The 16,383-nt window shown below is 63.6% G+C and carries 15 protein-coding genes; 3 read left to right on the top strand and 12 right to left on the bottom strand.

The genetic code is table 11. The annotated features are described in order from the left end of the window. Nucleotides 1–91: 91 nt before the first annotated feature. Nucleotides 92–1,711: a class I adenylate-forming enzyme family protein gene (locus AC5Y2L_RS22180; RefSeq protein WP_499932307.1), complete on the bottom strand. Its 1,620-nt coding sequence runs from the start codon at nucleotides 1,709–1,711 to the stop codon at nucleotides 92–94. Between the two features lie 191 nt (nucleotides 1,712–1,902). Here AC5Y2L_RS22180 and AC5Y2L_RS22185 point away from each other — a divergent pair, with 191 nt between their 5' ends. Beyond that, a complete protein-coding gene (locus tag AC5Y2L_RS22185; RefSeq protein ID WP_499932432.1) occupies nucleotides 1,903–3,123 on the top strand; it encodes a CaiB/BaiF CoA transferase family protein in 1,221 nt (406 codons plus the stop codon). A 49-nt stretch (nucleotides 3,124–3,172) separates the two neighbouring features. Here the strand turns inward: AC5Y2L_RS22185 and AC5Y2L_RS22190 are convergent, their stop codons facing one another. Genes AC5Y2L_RS22190 through AC5Y2L_RS22225 form a run of 8 tightly spaced genes read right to left on the bottom strand, consistent with a single transcriptional unit; the run spans nucleotide 3,173 to nucleotide 9,902 of the window. Beyond that, nucleotides 3,173–3,775 (bottom strand): TetR/AcrR family transcriptional regulator, encoded by a 603-nt coding sequence (locus AC5Y2L_RS22190; RefSeq protein ID WP_499932304.1) that lies wholly within the window; start codon nucleotides 3,773–3,775, stop codon nucleotides 3,173–3,175. A 45-nt stretch (nucleotides 3,776–3,820) separates the two neighbouring features. Next, nucleotides 3,821–4,990 carry a lipid-transfer protein gene (locus AC5Y2L_RS22195; RefSeq protein WP_499932300.1) on the bottom strand — a complete coding sequence of 390 codons (1,170 nt, stop codon included), beginning with the start codon at nucleotides 4,988–4,990 and terminating at the stop codon, nucleotides 3,821–3,823. Next, nucleotides 4,987–5,439 (bottom strand): MaoC family dehydratase, encoded by a 453-nt coding sequence (locus tag AC5Y2L_RS22200; RefSeq protein WP_499932298.1) that lies wholly within the window; start codon nucleotides 5,437–5,439, stop codon nucleotides 4,987–4,989. Before AC5Y2L_RS22200 ends, AC5Y2L_RS22195 begins: the two co-directional genes overlap by 4 nt. Continuing rightward, the gene (locus tag AC5Y2L_RS22205) at nucleotides 5,436–6,548 is read right to left on the bottom strand and encodes an acyl-CoA dehydrogenase family protein (protein ID WP_499932296.1); all 1,113 of its coding nucleotides are present in this window, start codon (nucleotides 6,546–6,548) and stop codon (nucleotides 5,436–5,438) included. Before AC5Y2L_RS22205 ends, AC5Y2L_RS22200 begins: the two co-directional genes overlap by 4 nt. 18 nt (nucleotides 6,549–6,566) lie before the next feature. Further along, nucleotides 6,567–6,980, bottom strand: coding sequence for a Zn-ribbon domain-containing OB-fold protein (locus tag AC5Y2L_RS22210; protein WP_499932294.1), 414 nt, complete (start codon nucleotides 6,978–6,980; stop codon nucleotides 6,567–6,569). Continuing rightward, the gene (locus tag AC5Y2L_RS22215; RefSeq protein WP_499932292.1) at nucleotides 6,980–7,531 is read right to left on the bottom strand and encodes an FAS1-like dehydratase domain-containing protein; all 552 of its coding nucleotides are present in this window, start codon (nucleotides 7,529–7,531) and stop codon (nucleotides 6,980–6,982) included. Before AC5Y2L_RS22215 ends, AC5Y2L_RS22210 begins: the two co-directional genes overlap by 1 nt. Before the next feature lie 17 nt (nucleotides 7,532–7,548). Further along, on the bottom strand, nucleotides 7,549–8,730 hold the full coding sequence (locus tag AC5Y2L_RS22220) for an acyl-CoA dehydrogenase family protein (protein ID WP_499932290.1): 1,182 nt from the start codon (nucleotides 8,728–8,730) through the stop codon (nucleotides 7,549–7,551). Beyond that, nucleotides 8,730–9,902, bottom strand: coding sequence for a cytochrome P450 (locus AC5Y2L_RS22225; RefSeq protein ID WP_499932430.1), 1,173 nt, complete (start codon nucleotides 9,900–9,902; stop codon nucleotides 8,730–8,732). Before AC5Y2L_RS22225 ends, AC5Y2L_RS22220 begins: the two co-directional genes overlap by 1 nt. A gap of 276 nt (nucleotides 9,903–10,178) precedes the next feature. Here AC5Y2L_RS22225 and AC5Y2L_RS22230 point away from each other — a divergent pair, with 276 nt between their 5' ends. Continuing rightward, nucleotides 10,179–11,636 (top strand): aldehyde dehydrogenase family protein, encoded by a 1,458-nt coding sequence (locus tag AC5Y2L_RS22230; protein ID WP_499932287.1) that lies wholly within the window; start codon nucleotides 10,179–10,181, stop codon nucleotides 11,634–11,636. Then, a complete protein-coding gene (locus AC5Y2L_RS22235; protein WP_499932285.1) occupies nucleotides 11,633–13,996 on the top strand; it encodes a CaiB/BaiF CoA transferase family protein in 2,364 nt (787 codons plus the stop codon). The genes AC5Y2L_RS22230 and AC5Y2L_RS22235 overlap by 4 nt, the downstream gene beginning before the upstream one ends. Before the next feature lie 2 nt (nucleotides 13,997–13,998). Here AC5Y2L_RS22235 and AC5Y2L_RS22240 read toward each other — a convergent pair whose 3' ends face one another. From AC5Y2L_RS22240 to AC5Y2L_RS22250, 3 genes are all read right to left on the bottom strand, one after another. Then, nucleotides 13,999–14,469 (bottom strand): MaoC family dehydratase, encoded by a 471-nt coding sequence (locus AC5Y2L_RS22240; protein WP_499932283.1) that lies wholly within the window; start codon nucleotides 14,467–14,469, stop codon nucleotides 13,999–14,001. Then, nucleotides 14,466–15,659 carry an amidohydrolase family protein gene (locus tag AC5Y2L_RS22245; RefSeq protein ID WP_499932281.1) on the bottom strand — a complete coding sequence of 398 codons (1,194 nt, stop codon included), beginning with the start codon at nucleotides 15,657–15,659 and terminating at the stop codon, nucleotides 14,466–14,468. Before AC5Y2L_RS22245 ends, AC5Y2L_RS22240 begins: the two co-directional genes overlap by 4 nt. 79 nt (nucleotides 15,660–15,738) lie before the next feature. Then, entirely contained in the window at nucleotides 15,739–16,383 is a 645-nt protein-coding gene (locus AC5Y2L_RS22250; protein ID WP_499932279.1) for a cysteine hydrolase family protein, read from the bottom strand.

Here is a 16,383-nt window from a genome sequence, read left to right on the forward strand (position 1 = left end):
TTACATTGCCTAGTGCCGTGATAGGCAGATACTCAAGTGCCGGTCACAGCGGGCTGCTGTCGCGACCGCTCGTGGGTCTGGAGGCGACGTGCTAAACCTCGCCGCGCACCATCAGTCCGCTGAGCTGCTGCGCCAACTCCACCTTCTTGACCTTCCCCGTCGCGGTGAATGGCAGATTCTGCTTCGAGGTAACCCAGATGAACTTCGGCACCTTGTATGCCGAAAGTCGGCGCCGCAGTTGTCGCCGCAATGTCTCGTCGTCGAGTGTCGATTCGCCGCGCGGCACCACCGCGGCTGCAACCACCGTTCCCTCCTTGGGACTCTCGGCGCCGACCACATAGGCTTCGAGCACGCCGTCGCACTCGACAAGTGCCAGCTCCACTTCGCTTGGTGTGACATTGGTTCCGCCGCTTGTCTTGATCAGATCACCTAACCGGCCGGTGAACTTGATCCAGCCGTCGTCGTACTCGACGCCGCAATCACCGGTCCGGTAGTACCCGTCCGCGGTGAACACATCCTCGCGCTCGCGCTTGTACAGGCGCTGCATCAATGAGTAGCCGCGCACCCAGATCTCACCTTCCGTCCCGAGCGGGACCGGTACACCGGTCTGGGGATCGATGAGGACGTGGCTGAGACCCTCGACCGAAAACCCTCCGGTCTCAGCGCGATCCGGCGGCTGCGGCGGATAAGGGTCCACGCCGATGTGGTTGCCGCACAGTTCGGTCATGCCTAGGGCGTTCGGTCCTTTGGGTCGCCTCTCGGGCGGCACCATCGCGGGCATGCTGGTGCGCTGCACCGAACCCAGGTCGCGTTCAGCGAAATCGGGGTGCTCCGACAAAGACTTGCCCTGTTGTGGCCAACCGAGGGCGATCGTCGCACGGTACCGCTCCATCAATTCCAAGGCGTCTGCCGCATCGAACGCCGGCTGGGTCACAAGCGTGGCGCCGTGGTGAATCACGGCGTGTAATCCGGTGATCAGCCCGCCCACCCAGAAGAACGGCATTGCGGTGAACAAGACGCTGTCGTGCGTGACGCCGTACTGGAAGGTGAGGTTGTAGGTGTGGCGAACCAAGGTGCCCTGCGTGTGCACCGGCGCCTTCGGGTCACCGGTGCTGCCCGAGGTGTAGATGATCATCGCCTCGTCGGCCGGGGTTACGCAGGACTCGACGTCGAGAAGGAAATCAGTATCGATGCCAGTCGGTACTTCCCTGTTCTCAAATGGCGTCGCCCAGGGCCGATCACACGATCCCCAGACCCTGATCGTGCGCAGAAAAGGCGCCCTGCGCAGGACGATGCGGCCCGGTTCACGCTGATCGGCGAGACCGGGTAACGCCTCTTCGAGTCGCTCGACGAAATCGTGGTTGCGGAAGGTCGAGCACGCCAGGATCGCTTTCAGGTCTGCGTGATGGGCGGTCCAGGCAAGTTCGGGCGACTTGTAGAACGTGTTGAGTGGAACAGCGACGGCGCCGATGCGGGTAACCGCGAACCAGGCGAGCGCCCATTCCACACTGTTGGGCATCAGAATCCCGACGTGGTCGCCCTTTCCGATGCCCTCGGCGAGGAGTGCGATCGCCAACTGCGACGAACGTACGTCGAGATCGACATACGTCAGCGCCTGCCCGTCGGCGATGAGGAACAGCTTGTCGCCGAAACTCGCCGCGCACGATCTCACCAGTCGCGGGATCGTGGGGATGATTGTCGGGAAGGGCATGTGGTCGGGATCCTCGTGGGACGTTCATTGGGCCTCAACAGGATAGTCGCCTTTTCGTCAGACGAGAACACCGGTTCTCGTCTGATCTGCCTGCGAAATACACCGCAGCCAGGCATCCGTTTACAATACACGAGGAAAGTGACATTCTCATTTATCGTAAATATTGATTATCGCAAGCTGGGGAGGGCGTCATTCTCGACGACAAGGTGCTCAGTGGGGTTCGTGTGCTGGAGGTCGCCGCGTGGACATTTGTGCCGTCAGCCGGCGCGGTACTCGCAGAGTGGGGCGCAGAAGTCATCAAGGTCGAGCCGCGTGACGGTGGTGATCCGCAGCGCGGCCTGGTCACGATGGGGATCGTCGACGCGGGCGGCGGGTCGGTCAATTACATGATCGAAATCCCGAATCGGGGTAAGAAATCCATTGGTGTGGATCTGAGCACGCCGGGCGGCCAGGAGCTAGTGGGCGAACTTGCCAAAACCTGCGACGTGTTCTTGACCAGTTACCTGCCGGAGCGCCGCAAGAAGCTCGGCATCGATGTCGACGACATCAGAGCGGCCAACCCGAGCATCGTTTATGTGCGGGGATCGGGGCACGGGCCGAAGGGGCCCGATGCCGACAAACCTGGCTATGACGGTGTGTCCTACTGGGCGCGGGGGGGAATCGCCGCTGTCCTCACCGAGGAGGCGGATGAGCTGGTGCGCTCGCGGCCGGCGTTTGGCGACCTGCTCGGCGGGATGACGATCGCGGGAGGGATCGCCGCCGCACTCTACAAGAAGGCAACGACCGGGAAAGGCTCGGTGGTCGACGTTTCGCTCCTCGGCTTGGCCGCCTGGAACCTCAGCCCAGACGTCGCGGTGAGCCAAATACACGGTGGCAGCGCCATTCCCAAGTATGGGCACGCCGATTCTCCCAACCCGCTGGTCGCCACTTACCGCACGAAAGATGATCGCTACGTGCAGTTGATGATGCTGCAGCTCGACAAGTTCTACGCCGAGGCGATGCGAGTCATCGGTCTTCCCGAGTTGGTGGACGATCCGCGATTCGCCGATCCCGCATCTCGGTTCGAGAATCGAGTCAGTCTGGTCGCGCTGCTGGACGAGGCGTTCGCCAAGCGCACGCTCTCCGAATGGCGCGAGACTCTGGCGGTGCTCTCAGGGGCGTGGGGAATCGTGCAGACGCCGGCCGAGCTCTGTCAGGACCCCGCCGTCGTGGCGAACGGCTACATCGCACACACCCAAACCGTCAGCGACATGCCGTTTGCCTTGCCCACCAACCCCGTTCAATTCGACGAACAGCCGGTTATTCCAGCCGGAGCGCCCGAGCACGGACAGCACACTGAGGAAGTCTTGATGGATGCCGGCATCGACTGGGACATGATCGCGAAGTACAAGGAATCCGGGGCGATCCTGTAAGCTCAGCGATCTCGGTTGAATTCCAAGTTCGTGTTCCTCGGTCTCTACGCTATCGCCGCCGCGCGCGGCCGTCGACGAACCCGTTGACGACATAGGCCCGCACGAAGTCGGCAACCGCGTCGTCGTCACGCATATCGATCGTCGGCGACGGAGTCGTGAACAGCGAGAACAGGATTCGAGCAAACCACTCGGTCGCCGTGGGGATGTCGAGATCACTTCGGACCTCACCGGTCAACCTGGCGGCGGATACGTACGGCGCCAGGAACTCGGTGCATTCCTTGAGAAGCATGGCGGCGTTCTTCGTCATCATCAGGCTGACTTCCGCCTCGTCGAAGTACGCCTCCGGCTCGACGACCCGGCGTGCCTGGGTGACAAAGACGGCGGCTTCCACGAGCCGGCCCTCCAGCGTGCTACCGCCGCGACGGTCGATCGCCTTGGCCATGTTGCGGTAAAACCGCTGCGATGCCGCCTCGGCACAGGCCTCGACGATTGTCTCCTTGTCCCGGAAGTATTCATAGAACGTGCTGCGGGACACATCGGCGGCCCGGGCGATGTCGACAATGGTCGTCTTGGCCAGGCTCTGGGTCCGAAAGCAGGCGAAGGCCGCCGCGATGATGGCAGCGCGGGTGTCGGTCGCGGTCGCCTGCGTCATGGAGGACCCCTTTCTAGCTCCCGATCAGAGTAGCGGTGCTGCGGCTCACCTGTCGGGCGCGAGGATCAGTCCGCTGGTCGGGACGCCGGTGCCCGAGGTGACCAGCACGTGTTCGACGTGATCGACCTGGTTGTGGGACGTGCCGCGCACCTGTCGCACTCCCTCGGTGATGCCGTTCATCCCGTGGATGTAGGCCTCGCCGAGCAGCCCGCCGTTGGTATTGATCGGCATCCGCCCGCCCAACGACAGCTCGTCGATCGACACGAAATCCTTGGCCTCGCCCCGTCCGCAGAACCCGAGCTCCTCGAGTTGAGTGAACACGAAAGGCGTGAAGTGGTCGTAGAGGAACGCCGTCGAGATGTCATTGGGTTTCAGTCCGGAGTCGCGCCACAGCTTGTCGCCGACCACGCCCATTTCGGGGAGCCCGGTGATGTCTTCGCGGTAATAACTCGTCATCACCTCGCCGTCGTAGGCTGCGCCTTGGGCGGCCGCGGTGATGACGGCAGGAGGGTTGGGCAGATCTCGCGCCCGCTCGACGCTGGTCACCACCATCGCGACGCCGCCGTCGCTTTCCTGGCAGCAATCCAGCAGGCGCAGCACCGGCTCGATGATCCAGCGCGACTCCTGGTGCTGCTCAAGGGATATCGGCTTACCGTAGAACCAGGCGTCCGGGTTGTTGGCGGCATGTTTGCGGTCGATGACCGAGATCTTGCCGAAGTCCGCGTTGGTGACCCCGTAGGTCGACATGTACCGCTGGGCGTGCAAGGCGACCCACGCGGCCGGCGTCATGAACCCGAATGGGGCATACGGCGCCATCCACAACGGCGTCACACCGGGTTGGCGTCCGGCGCCGCCAAAACGAAAGCCGGAGCGTTCATTGAACGCGCGGTAGCACACCACTGCCTCGGCGGCACCGGTCGCGACGGCCATCGCGGCTTGCATCACGGTGCCCGCTGCCGCTCCGCCGCCGTGCGGCACCCTGGTGAAGAACGAGAGGTTCCCGATGCCGACGTTGCGTGCGACCTCGATCTCCTCGTTCTCGTCGACGGTGAACGTCACCATGCCGTCGATATCGCGCGGCCGCAGGCCCGCATCGTCGATGGCCGCCTTGACCGCCTCGCAGGCAAGCTGCATTTCGGTGCGGCCAGACTCCTTTGAGAATTCGGTTTGGCCGATACCGGCGAGAGCGGTTTTCCCGCCGATGCCTGCGCTCATGCATCGACCCCGTCGAGAAGGCTGAGCACCGCGGTGCCGGAGACGTGGTCACCCAAACTGTTGCTGCCCTTGAAGGTGACCTCCACGAAGCCTTCGCCGTCGACGGACGACTTGTCGGTGACTCTGCCTTCGAAGCGCAAGGGATCGTTGGGGTATGCGGGAACACCGAGGCGAACGGAGAGCTTTTTTACCATTGCTTCGGGCCCAGCCCAGTCGTGCAGAAATTTCACACACAGCCCGTTAGTGGTCAGGATGTTGAGGAAGATGTCCTTGGAGCCTTGGGAATTGGCGAAGTCGCGGTCGTGGTGCACCGGCATGTAGTCGCGCGAGGCGATGGCACCCGCGACGATCAGCGTGGTCGTTACCGGCACGTCCATCGGTGTGACCTCATCACCCACGTTGATGGCGTTCCACGCCAGGGTCGTGCTGCGCTTGATGGTGGAGGTCATTTGCCACTTCCTTCCGCATATGCGTTGCCCAGACGAGCCAAATGCTGCGACGCCGAGCCCAGTGCAAGTTCGTTCTGTTTGGCCCACAAGAAATAACGAGACAGCGGGTACGTGACGTCGATTCCTATGCCGCCATGTACCTGCTGGGCCGAGGCCGCGACGCGGGCGCCTGCCTCGGCGGCCCAGAACTTGGCGATGGCGGCCTCGCGATCGGCCGGTCGTCCCCGGGCGATCAACCATGCGGCGTGCCAGGTGGTCCACCTGATGGCTTCGACGTCAATGAAAGCGTCGGCGAGGCGCTGCTGGACCGCCTGGAAGGATCCAATGGGGCGGCCGAACTGTTCACGCTCGCTGGTGTAGGAGGCAGCCAGTTTCAAAGCCCTTTCCACAACACCGATTTGGATCGCGCAGAGGCCGACAAGCGCCCGGGTGTAGAGCGAGCTGACTATATTTCCGGCGTCGTGTTCGGCGAGCCGGCGGCCGGCAGCTCCCGTCAAGTCCACATCGGCGTGGGGTTCACCGTTGGTAGTGGAAACCGGTGTGATGGCGACGCCATCGGCCCCGGTGTCGACGATGAACAGTCCCGGACCGGCCTCGGTATGCGCCGACACCACGATGGCCGATGCGAGTTGTGCCGCGGGCACAAGCTCCTTGCTGCCGTCGAGCCGCCAGCTGTCGCCGTCGGATCGTGCGGTGGTGCGCGGTGTTGTCGGGTCGGAGTTGCCCGGTTCGACGAGCGCCGCGGTGAGGATCGTGCTGCCGTCGACCACGCCCGGTAGATACCGTTGCTGCAACGCGGAATCACCGTGCCGTGCAATCGCATCCGCGCCCAGCACGAGCGTGGCGTAGACCGGCACCGGTGCGACGCTGAACCCGACCTCGCTGAGCAGCACACCCAACTCCAGGAAACCGCCGCCGCTGCCGCCCACGGATCCGGGCAGGGCGATGCCGAGCAGGTCGGCGGATGCGAGTTCGTTCCATAGCGCGGCGTCGTAACGCACGTCGCCGGACTCAAGTTCGGTCAGATGTTCGGGCGTGGCGCGGTGCTCGAACAGCTGACGCGCCACTTTACCGACTGTCTCTTGTTCTTCGGTGAAGCTGAAATCCATTGTGTTTTTCGCCTTTGCTCAGCCGGCCGGCCGGAATTGGTGCAGCACCAACTCGTCGCCACTCGGGAGGGCTTCGAACGTCTCGTAGAAGACCTCGACGGGCATGCCGACCTCGATGGCAGAGGGCTCGATGTCGCAGAGGTTCGACACGATGCGCACACCCTCTTCGAGTTCGATGAGCGCAACGACATATGGGTACTGGAGGAACGGCAGCGGCGGGTAATGCGGCATCACGAAGCTATACACCGTGCCGCGACCCGACGCCACAACGTAGTCCCACTTCAGCGACTGGCACTTACCGCACATCGGTCGTGGCGGCACGCGCAACGCCCCGCAGTCTGCGCAGCGCTGGATGCGAAGTTCGTTGTCTTTCAAGCCCGACCAGAAGAATTCGGTGTCCGGACTGATCGAAGGGGCGAGTCTGCTGGCCATCAGTTTCTTGTCTTGAATCGCAGAGTGCGGAACCACTGGCGGCCGATGATCTCGTCATTCTGGTCGCGGTAGGTGGTCACCCAGGTGATGAAGAAGCCATCGCCCATCGCCGTCTTCTTTTCGTCGGAGATCGAGTCGAAGACTGTCTCGGCGGTGATTTGGTCTCCGACCCGGGGATAGCGTTCGATCTCGAATTCGGAGTTCGTTGCGATGATGCCGGTGTAACCGGCGTCGGACAGGAACTGCAGTGGGTTGCTCTTGACTTCGATTGGCACACCGCCGCGCTCGCGAATGCCCACCAGCTTCGGCGGCGGCATCGTCCAGCTCTGCAGCATCACCGGCGGCGAGACCAAGCCGCCATATCGGGAGTTGCGGGCGAACTCCTCATCGAGGTAGGCCGGGTTCATGTCGTCCAACGCGTACGCCCAGTGCCGGATCATCGCGGGGTTCACCGGATCGGGGGCGCGAGCAGGTTTGCCGACTCCGTCGGTGGGCGTGCCGACCAGCGCGTCGAGTCGCTGGCGCAGTTCGTCTTTGGTCAATTCGGTCATAGGTGACGACACTCCTTTCAGGAGGCTCGCATGTCGCGCGGCGCGCGCGGCATCCCCAGGCCAGCCATGGCGATGATGTCGCGTTGCAGTTCGTTCGCTCCTCCGCCGAATGTGTTGATGACGGCGAGTCGATAGGCGCTCTCCAGTTCGCCCTTGAGTGGGGCCGACGCGTCCTTGCGCAGGCCCGCCTGGCCCACTACGTCGAGCAGCTCGCGGGCCACCTGCTGGGTGAGCTCGGTACCGAAAACCTTTGCGGCCGAAGCCTCGCCCATACCCAGACCACCGGAGCTGATGTTGGTGTTCACCCGCAGGTTGAGCAGACGGTAGGCCGCGACCTGCGCCTCCACCCGAGCCAACGCCTGTTGCACCCACGGTTGGTCGATGACGAACCCGTCGTCGAGTTCCGTGGTCTCGGCCCACTCCAACGTCTTGTCGAACAATGGCTCCAGCGCGCCGAGGTTGCCGAGTGCGGCGCGCTCGAGGTTCAGCTGGTTGGTGACCAGCTTCCAGCCTTGGTTCTCGCCGAGCACGATGGCGCTCTCGGGGACGCGCACGTCGTCATAGAAGGTGTAATACGTCGAGACACCGGGCATCGTGCGCAGGGGCTTCCAGGAGAAGCCGGGGGAATCGGTGGGCACAATGAATACCGTGATGCCCTTGTGTTTCTTGGCATTCGGATCGGTGCGGGCGGCCAGCCAGATGTAGTCGGCGAACTCCGCGCCACTGGTGAACATCTTGGAGCCGTTGATCACAAACTCGTCGCCGTCGCGCACCGCGCTGGTCCGCAATGAGGCCAGGTCGCTTCCCGCGCCGGGCTCCGAGTAGCCGATCGCGAAATCGACCGCGCCCTTGAGGATCGCGGGGAGGAACTTCTGCTTCTGCTCCTCGGTTCCGTACTGAATAAGCGTGGGGCCGACCGTGTTCAGCGTGACGAACGGCAGAGGTGCGTGTACGCGTCGTGCTTCCTCGCCAAAGATGTACTGCTCAAGGGCAGTGAGGCCGCGACCGCCGTACTCAACAGGCCACGCGACGCCGAGTAATCCGGCCTCGCCGAGCGCACGCCGGCACTCGGTCATCGCGGCGCCGCCCTCCATCAGCCCTGCGACCGCCTTGCGCCGTTCCGGGGTCATCACCGCCTCGAGACGTTCGCGGTACTCCTTCCGAAGCTGTTCTTGTTCGGGGGTGTAGTCGAAATCCATCAGACACCCGCACCCATCCGTACCGGCATGCGCTTGACGCCCGGCACCATCGTGGCGCGCAGCCGCGTCACATCGCCGGTCAGTTGGATGCTCGGATAGGCGCCCAGCAGCACCTCGAACATCACTCTTGCCTCCAGCCGTGCCAGTTGCGCCCCGAGACACGCGTGTTCACCGGCACCGAAGGCGATGTGGGGGTTCGGGTTTCGGGTGATGTCGAACTCCTCGCTGGTGGGGCCGAAGATCTCCTCGTCGCGGTTGGCCGCACCGTAGAGCATGACCACCGTTTCACCCGCCTTGATCCGCTGGCCGCGAATCTCGACGTCCTCGGTGGCCTCGCGCGCCATATGGGTTACCGGGCTGGTGAACCGCAGCATCTCTTCGACGGCCAGCGGCAGAAGCTCGGGCTTCGAGCGCAGTAGGGCGAACTGACCGGGATGGTCCAGCAGCGCGAGCGTGCCCAGCGCGATCAGGTTGCGTGTTGTCTCGTTGCCGGCCACCAGCAGCAGGAACGAGAAGTTCAGCAAGTCGGCATCGGTGAGGCGCTCGCCGTCGACCTCGGCGGCCGCCAAGATGGACAGCAGGTCGTCTTGCCCGGTGACCTTGCCGGAACGCCGTGCGTCGATCAGCTTGGTGAAGTACTCGTAGAGTTCGCCGAGCGCCACCATGTTGTCCAGCTCGATGTCTGGATCGGCGGTACCCACCGCCGCGTCCGACCATGCCCGGAACTGCTCCCAGTCCTCGGCCGGCGCGCCGAGCATCTCCGCGATCATCCGGGTCGGCAGCGGCGCCGCAATCTCCTCGGCGAACTCGTAGTCCCGCGACGGGTCGACGTCGTCGAGAATGCCCTTGACGATCTCCCGCACCTTGGGTTCCAGCAACGCGACTTGCCGCCGGGTGAAGCCCGAGTTGATCAGCTTGCGGAGCTGCCGGTGCCGCGGTGGATCGGTGAATATCAGGTTTCCTTCCTGCACCGGGCTTGGCATCGCGGGATCTGGGATCGAGATGCCCTTCGTCGACGTGAACGTCAGTGGATGGCCGGAGACGTGGCGGATGTCCTCGTACTTCGTCAGTGCCCAGAAGTTGGTGACGTCATTCCAGACGACCGGCGTGCTGTTGCGCAGTTTCCGATAGCCCGGGTACGGATCGCCGGCGTAGAAGTCCGGCGAGTGCAGCGGCAGCGTGGACGTTGGCCTGGGGGTGGAGTTAGCGGGCACTGCGGGCCTTCCTCGACACCGACGACTTGGACAGATATTTCGAAAATGTCCGGTAGTGCTGTGTCTACAGCACAGACAGTATTCATGTCAATCACTATTCGCCCAGTTGAAATCGATGTCGTTGACGGTGGTGCATTAGTGGGTGTACACAATTGGAAGAACTGTCGGGCATCCTCGTATCGACATCCGAGGAGTGCGCAGTTCGGCGACCGACCAGGAAGGTCCAGTGATGTGATGGCCGAGTCGAGCCTCATCGACAGCTATGGCGTCTACATCGACGGTCAATGGGTCGAACCGGACAGCGGGCGATACGACGTCCTCAACCCGGCAACAGAGCATGTGATCGCCTCGGCGCCGGACGCCGGCGTCGCGCAGGTCGAGCGGGCCATTGGTGCGGCGCGTGCCGCCTTCGATTCCGGTCCGTGGCCCCTGGCCGATCCAGCCGAGCGGTCCCGCTGCCTCCAACAGCTCAGCGACGCGCTGCTCGCCCGCGGCGACGAGATCTACGCGCTGGCCCAGGCCGAGTGGGGCTGCACAGCAAACGAGCGGCTGATCCACGTCGAGGGGCCCGCGGTCATGGTCGGCCATGCCGCGGAACTCGCGCTCGAGCCGGCTGAGGCGCCGATGGATGCGTGGGGCGCGACGGGCACCACCCTGTTGCGCTACGAGCCACTCGGTGTGGTCGCGGCGATGACACCGTGGAATTTTCCACACACGCTGAACGTGATGAAGCTGGGTGCCGCGCTGGCCGCGGGCAATACCCTTGTCCTCAAACCCTCACCGCTGACACCGATGGCGGGCCTCGCACTGGCGCGGCTGATCGACGAGGAGACCGACATTCCACCCGGCGTGGTCAACGTCGTGACCCCCAGCAGCGTCGAGGCCAGCAAGATCCTGACGCTCGATCCCCGGGTCGACATGGTGACCTTCACCGGAAGTTCGGCCGTCGGTCGCGACGTGATGGCCGGCGCCGCAACCTCAATGAAACGAATCCTGCTCGAGTGCGGCGGCAAATCGGCGAGCATTCTGCTTGACGATGTCGATCTGACCGACGAATTGCTCGAGCGGCTGCTCTTCGAAGGGTGCACGATGCACGCGGGTCAGGCCTGCATCCTGAACAGCCGTCTGGTGGTCCCGGACACGCTGCACGACGATGTCGTCGATCAGCTGGCCGCGCTGGCTCGCAACGTCACAGTGGGCGACCCGACGGACGAGGCGACCGGCATGGGTCCGCTGATCAGTCGCCAACATCTGGACAGGGTCGAGGGTTTCGTCAGGCGCGCGGAAACCGACGGGGCGAAGATTGTCGCCGGCGGCAGGCGGCCGACCGGACTCGACCGCGGATTCTATTTCGAGCCAACGATTTTGACCGATGCCACCGCCGAGTCGTTTATCGCGCAGGAGGAGGTGTTCGGGCCGGTATTGACGGTGCTGCGATACCGCAACGACGACGAAGCGGTTGGCATCGCGAACGATTCGGCCTACGGCCTCGGTGGCGCGGTCTGGGGCACCGACATCGAGCGCGCGGTCGGACTTGCGCGACGGATCAGGACCGGTCAGGTCTCGATCAATGGCACAATACCCGGCGACGCGCCCTTCGGCGGCTTCAAGCAGAGCGGAATCGGGCGCGAAGGTGGCGTGATGGGACTGCGGGCCTACATGGAACCGAAGGCGATCGGAGTGCCTGCGTGACCGGATCCCTGTCGGGGCTGCGGGTCGTCGAGGTCGGAACCGACATTGCGGCACCGTATTGCACGAAGTTGCTCGTCGATCTGGGTGCCGACGTGTACAAGGTTGAGTCGCCGGCAGGGGATCCGCTGCGAAGGTGGGGCCCATCGAGTGGACTGTTTGAGTATTTGAACGCCGGAAAGCACGGGCTGACAATCGATCTCGAGGCGCATCCCGAAGCGCTCGTCGAGTTCATCGCTCAAGCGCACGTGGTCGTCGAGGATCTGCCAGCCGGATCAGCCGACAGGTTCAACTGGGGGCTCGACCGTGAGGCTCTCCAACACCTCAATCCGGATCTCGTGGTCGTCCGGATCTCCGACTACGGCCAGGAGGGGCCGCGGCGGAATCGCCAGTCGACGTCGCTGACCCTGCAGGCCGCGTCAGGGTGGGTCAACGCTCGCGAATTCGGCCGGCCGCCGGTGCAGGCCGGCGCCCGTATCCCCGAGTACATCGCGGGCAGCTACGCCGCGCTAGGAGCGCTGACGGCCCTGCGGGTCGCGGATGCGGGCCTTGAGCGCGTGATCGAGGTCGATGTCTCGGCGTTCGAGTCGCTCTTATCGACCTTGGCCTATCCGATGCTGATGGCTGAACGCTTGAAAAGCCTTAATCTTCCGCCGAATTCAAAAGCGGCCCCGATGCTGGGCATTGTGCGCGCCGCCGACGGCTGGATCGGGATCAACTGCTTGACCGGGCAGCACTGGCTGGACGTCTGCGCGATGGTAGGACTGCCGGAATTCGGCGACCACCAAATAGCCATCATGCTGGGCGGCCCCGAACGCGAGGAGTTCTTCGCAAAGGCGCAGCCCTGGCTCGATTCGATGACCGTCTCCGATCTGGTCGAGTTAAGCCAGGCGATGCGAATTCCCGCGGCACCGGTCAACGACGGAGCATCCATCCTCGACTGTCCCCAGTACCGCGAGCGGGGATTCTTCATCGAAAGCGAAGCGGGAGGCCAACGCTTCCTCCGGCCGGGCGCACCCTTCCGGTTGGCCCGTACGCCGGTCGAGCCACCGAAACCAGCGCCTCGGCTCGGTGACCGCGCGACAGCTTCCTCGCACGATCGACGGACTACGCCGGCCGCGTCGCAGGTTGCCGATGCGGCAATGCCTTTCGCGGATCTGAAGGTCTTCGACCTGAGCACATTCTGGTCCGGCGCCTACCTCACCTGCTATCTGGGTGCGTTCGGCGCTGATGTCGTCAAGGTCGAGTCGATCCAACGTCCGGACGCACACCGGTATTCGGGCTCGCTGCTGCGCAGCAGCGATGACTGGTACGAGATAGGACCGATGTGGCAGGGCACTAACCTGAACAAGCGCGATATCACGTTGAATCTCGGCACCGAAGCCGGCCGTGAATTAGCACTGAAGCTGGCCGCGGAGGCAGACGTCGTGGTGGAGAACTTCTCTCCGCGCGTGGTCGAGCAGTTCGGTTTGGATTACGCGTCGCTGGTGAAGGTGAATCCGGATGTCATCATGGTCCGGATGCCGGGCCTCGGACTCGAAGGCCCATGGCGCGACTACGTCGGATGGGCACTGAACTTCGAGCAGATATCGGGGATGTCGGCAGCCACCGGTTACCCCGACGGTCCACCGTGCAACCTGCAAGGGCCTGCCGATCCGATCGTGGGTGTACACGCCACCGTCGCACTGCTGGCCGCCCTCGAGCACAAGCGCAGAACCGGTGAAGGCCAACTGATCGAGGTCGCGCAGATCGAGATCGGCGCGGCGGTGACGGCCGAGCCCGTCATCGAATACTCGCTCACGGGGCGGGTTTACGAGCGAGAGGGCAACCGCCACCGCAGTTATGCGCAAGGTGTCTACCCGGCCAGTGGCGACGATGAGTGGGTGGCGATTTCGGTGCGTGATGATGCCGACTGGGCCGCCGTCGTCGACGTGATCGGCCGCCCCGACCTACGGGACGACCCGCGGTTCGCCGCACCGAAGGCACGGCTGCGAAACCACGACGCTCTCGACGAGGTGCTCGCCGAGTGGACTGCGGCCCGGACATCCGACGAAGCCGCCGAGCGCCTGCGTCGGGCAGGAGTACCCGCAGAGCGGATTCTCACCCCCGACCGCATGTACGATGTCGACCAGCTCGAGTCGCGCGGCTTCTACGAGGAGCTCGAACATCCGCTCTCTGGGCGACATCGCTTCCCGGGCTGGCCATTTCGGATCACGCCGGGACCCCCGCGGCATCACCGCGCACCGTCGCCCACGCTCGGCCAACACAACGACGACGTGCTGGCCACTCTCGGTCTGTCAGATGACGAGCTGACGAAGCTGCGTGCCGATCAGGTTATCGGCGAGCGGCTGCTGAACGCGTAGGTTCAGGCGTCGACCATAGCCGCAATAGTGTCGACCACGCATGCCGGCCGGTCGGACCCCTCGACCTCGACGGTGACTCGCACGGTGGCGCGGCCGCCCGTGTCGTTGCGTTCCACCTTGATCAGTTCGGCGCCGGCGCGGATGCGGGAGTCGACCGGTACCGGGGCGGGGAAGCGAAGCTTGTCAGATCCGTAGTTGACTTGCATCGACAGTCCCGTCACCCGGTAAATCTGTTGCACGAGAATGGGAACCAGTGACAGGGTGAGATATCCGTGAGCGATCGTCCTACCGTACGGACCTTCGGCCGCCCGCTCCGCATCGACATGAATCCACTGGTGGTCACCGGTCGCCTCGGCGAACAGATCGATTTCCCTCTGGGTGACCCGGTGCCACCCGCTGTAGCCGAGGTGTTCGCCGACGTGCGATTCAAAACCGGAGATGCCTTCGTAGACCGTGGGAGAGGCCGGCGTCATGCCGGGACCTTGAGTCCCAATTGCTCAATGGCGTTGCCGCCCATGATCTTCGCCTTCGCGACGTCGGAGATGCCGTCGAGCCGGTCGACGAAGCTCAACGGGTCACCGATGCCCTCGGGGTGGGGAAAGTCGGAGCCGAACATCACGTGATCCTCACCCATGATGTCGACGATCCCTTTGACGTCGTCCTCGAGGAACGGGTGGATGTAGATGTTGCGTTTGAACACCTCGACAGGATGTTCGTCGAACTCCTTGGGCATGATTTTGTACGCGGTGTTGAGCTGCTCGAGGAGATTGCGCACCCATCCGCTGCCGTTCTCGACGCAAAAGATCTTCAGGTCGGGGAAGCGCGACAGCGCGCCGTGGCAGATCATCGCGGCCAAGGTGTCCTCGATGGCGCGGTGTCCCATCACCACCTCGCGCAGTGCGCTCGGCTTGAACGAGAGGTACTCATCGCCGCCCTCCCATTCCATGAGGTGTTTCTGGTATCCGCTGTCCGACGCGTGCATGGTCACCGGAACGCCGGCCTTGACGACTTCCTCCCAGAACGGGTCGAACTCGGGCAGACCCATCGATCGCGAGCCGCCGAAGCGACTGGGCACCGGAGCGGGCCGAACCAAAAACGTTTTCATTCCCCGTTCGAGGCACCAGTGCAGCTCCTTGACGGCCTCGTCGACGAGTGGCAGGCAGACGACGGGCGTCGCGAAGATGCGGTCGTGATAGTTGAACGTCCAGTGTTCGTGCATCCACTCGTTGAGCGCGTGGATGATTGCGTGGGTCAGGATGACATCGTCGGTGGTGCGCTCCTCGATGAGGCTGGCGAGTGTGGGATACATGACGCACTGATCAATGCCGAGTTCATCCATCAGCTCCAGCCGGGGGCCCGGATACTGGTATGCGGGGATGACATCCATTGCTTCACCGATGAATTCGCGGAAATTCAGCCCCTCTGGATTGTTGCCCAAGAAGTAGTCCTCGGCACTGCCCGGCCTAGCCACCCGCTCGAATGTCGGGTTGGGAATCATGTGGCTGATGCGATCCTTGACGACAAGCTTCGGTCGTCCGTTGACCTCGACGTAGCCGACCTTGCCGCGGTGCTCTTTGGGCAGATACTTGGTGAGCGCGTCCGTCGTCTCGTACATGTGGTTGTCGATGTCGAAGACCGGATAGGGCAAGGACCGGGTGGACATGTGACTGATCCCTCCAGAGCAGCGAATATGACCGTTTACGATATATGGAAATGACGTTATCACCAACGCCATGCAACATCTATCGGGGGCCAGGCCCGGAGAGCTCGGTCCACGCTTTCACCACCGCTTCGGTGGTGGTCACCGTCGCCAGCAGGGCCAACGTGTTGTCGATGATCGATTCCGCGTATTCGCGTGGGTAACCGCATACCGCATCACGAGGAAGCACGAACTGATAGCTGCGATTCACCGCGTCCATCACGAAGTTCTGAATCGCGATGTTGACCGAGACGCCCACGCCCACAATGGTTTGGACTCCGAGGTTGCGCAGTACCGAGTCGAGGTCGGTGCCCGTCATCGGTCCGACACCGTGCGTGCGGGTCAACACCAGATCGCTTGGAGCCGGGCCGAACTCAGGCAGTAGCGAGGCGCCCGGGCTGCCCGGAGTCAAATCGGCGGCGAATGACTTTCCCGCCATGAACAGCCTGGCGTTGGTGTTGGACCCACGATTGTCGGGGCGCTTTTGCATAACGCAGTGGACGACCGATACGCCGGCGGCGCGAGCGGCCTGGAGGAGCGTGGCGATGTTCGGGATCGCTTCCCGTCTGGCTTCCTCGGCGAGCATGGGCAGACCGGCCTGGGGACCGATCACGCCGCCCTGGCATTCCTGAGTAACCAGGGCGGTGGTGGCTGGCGTCAACAGATCAAGCAGGCTGGGTTGCGGCAT

The organism is Mycobacterium sp. NGS66 (assembly GCF_059812225.1).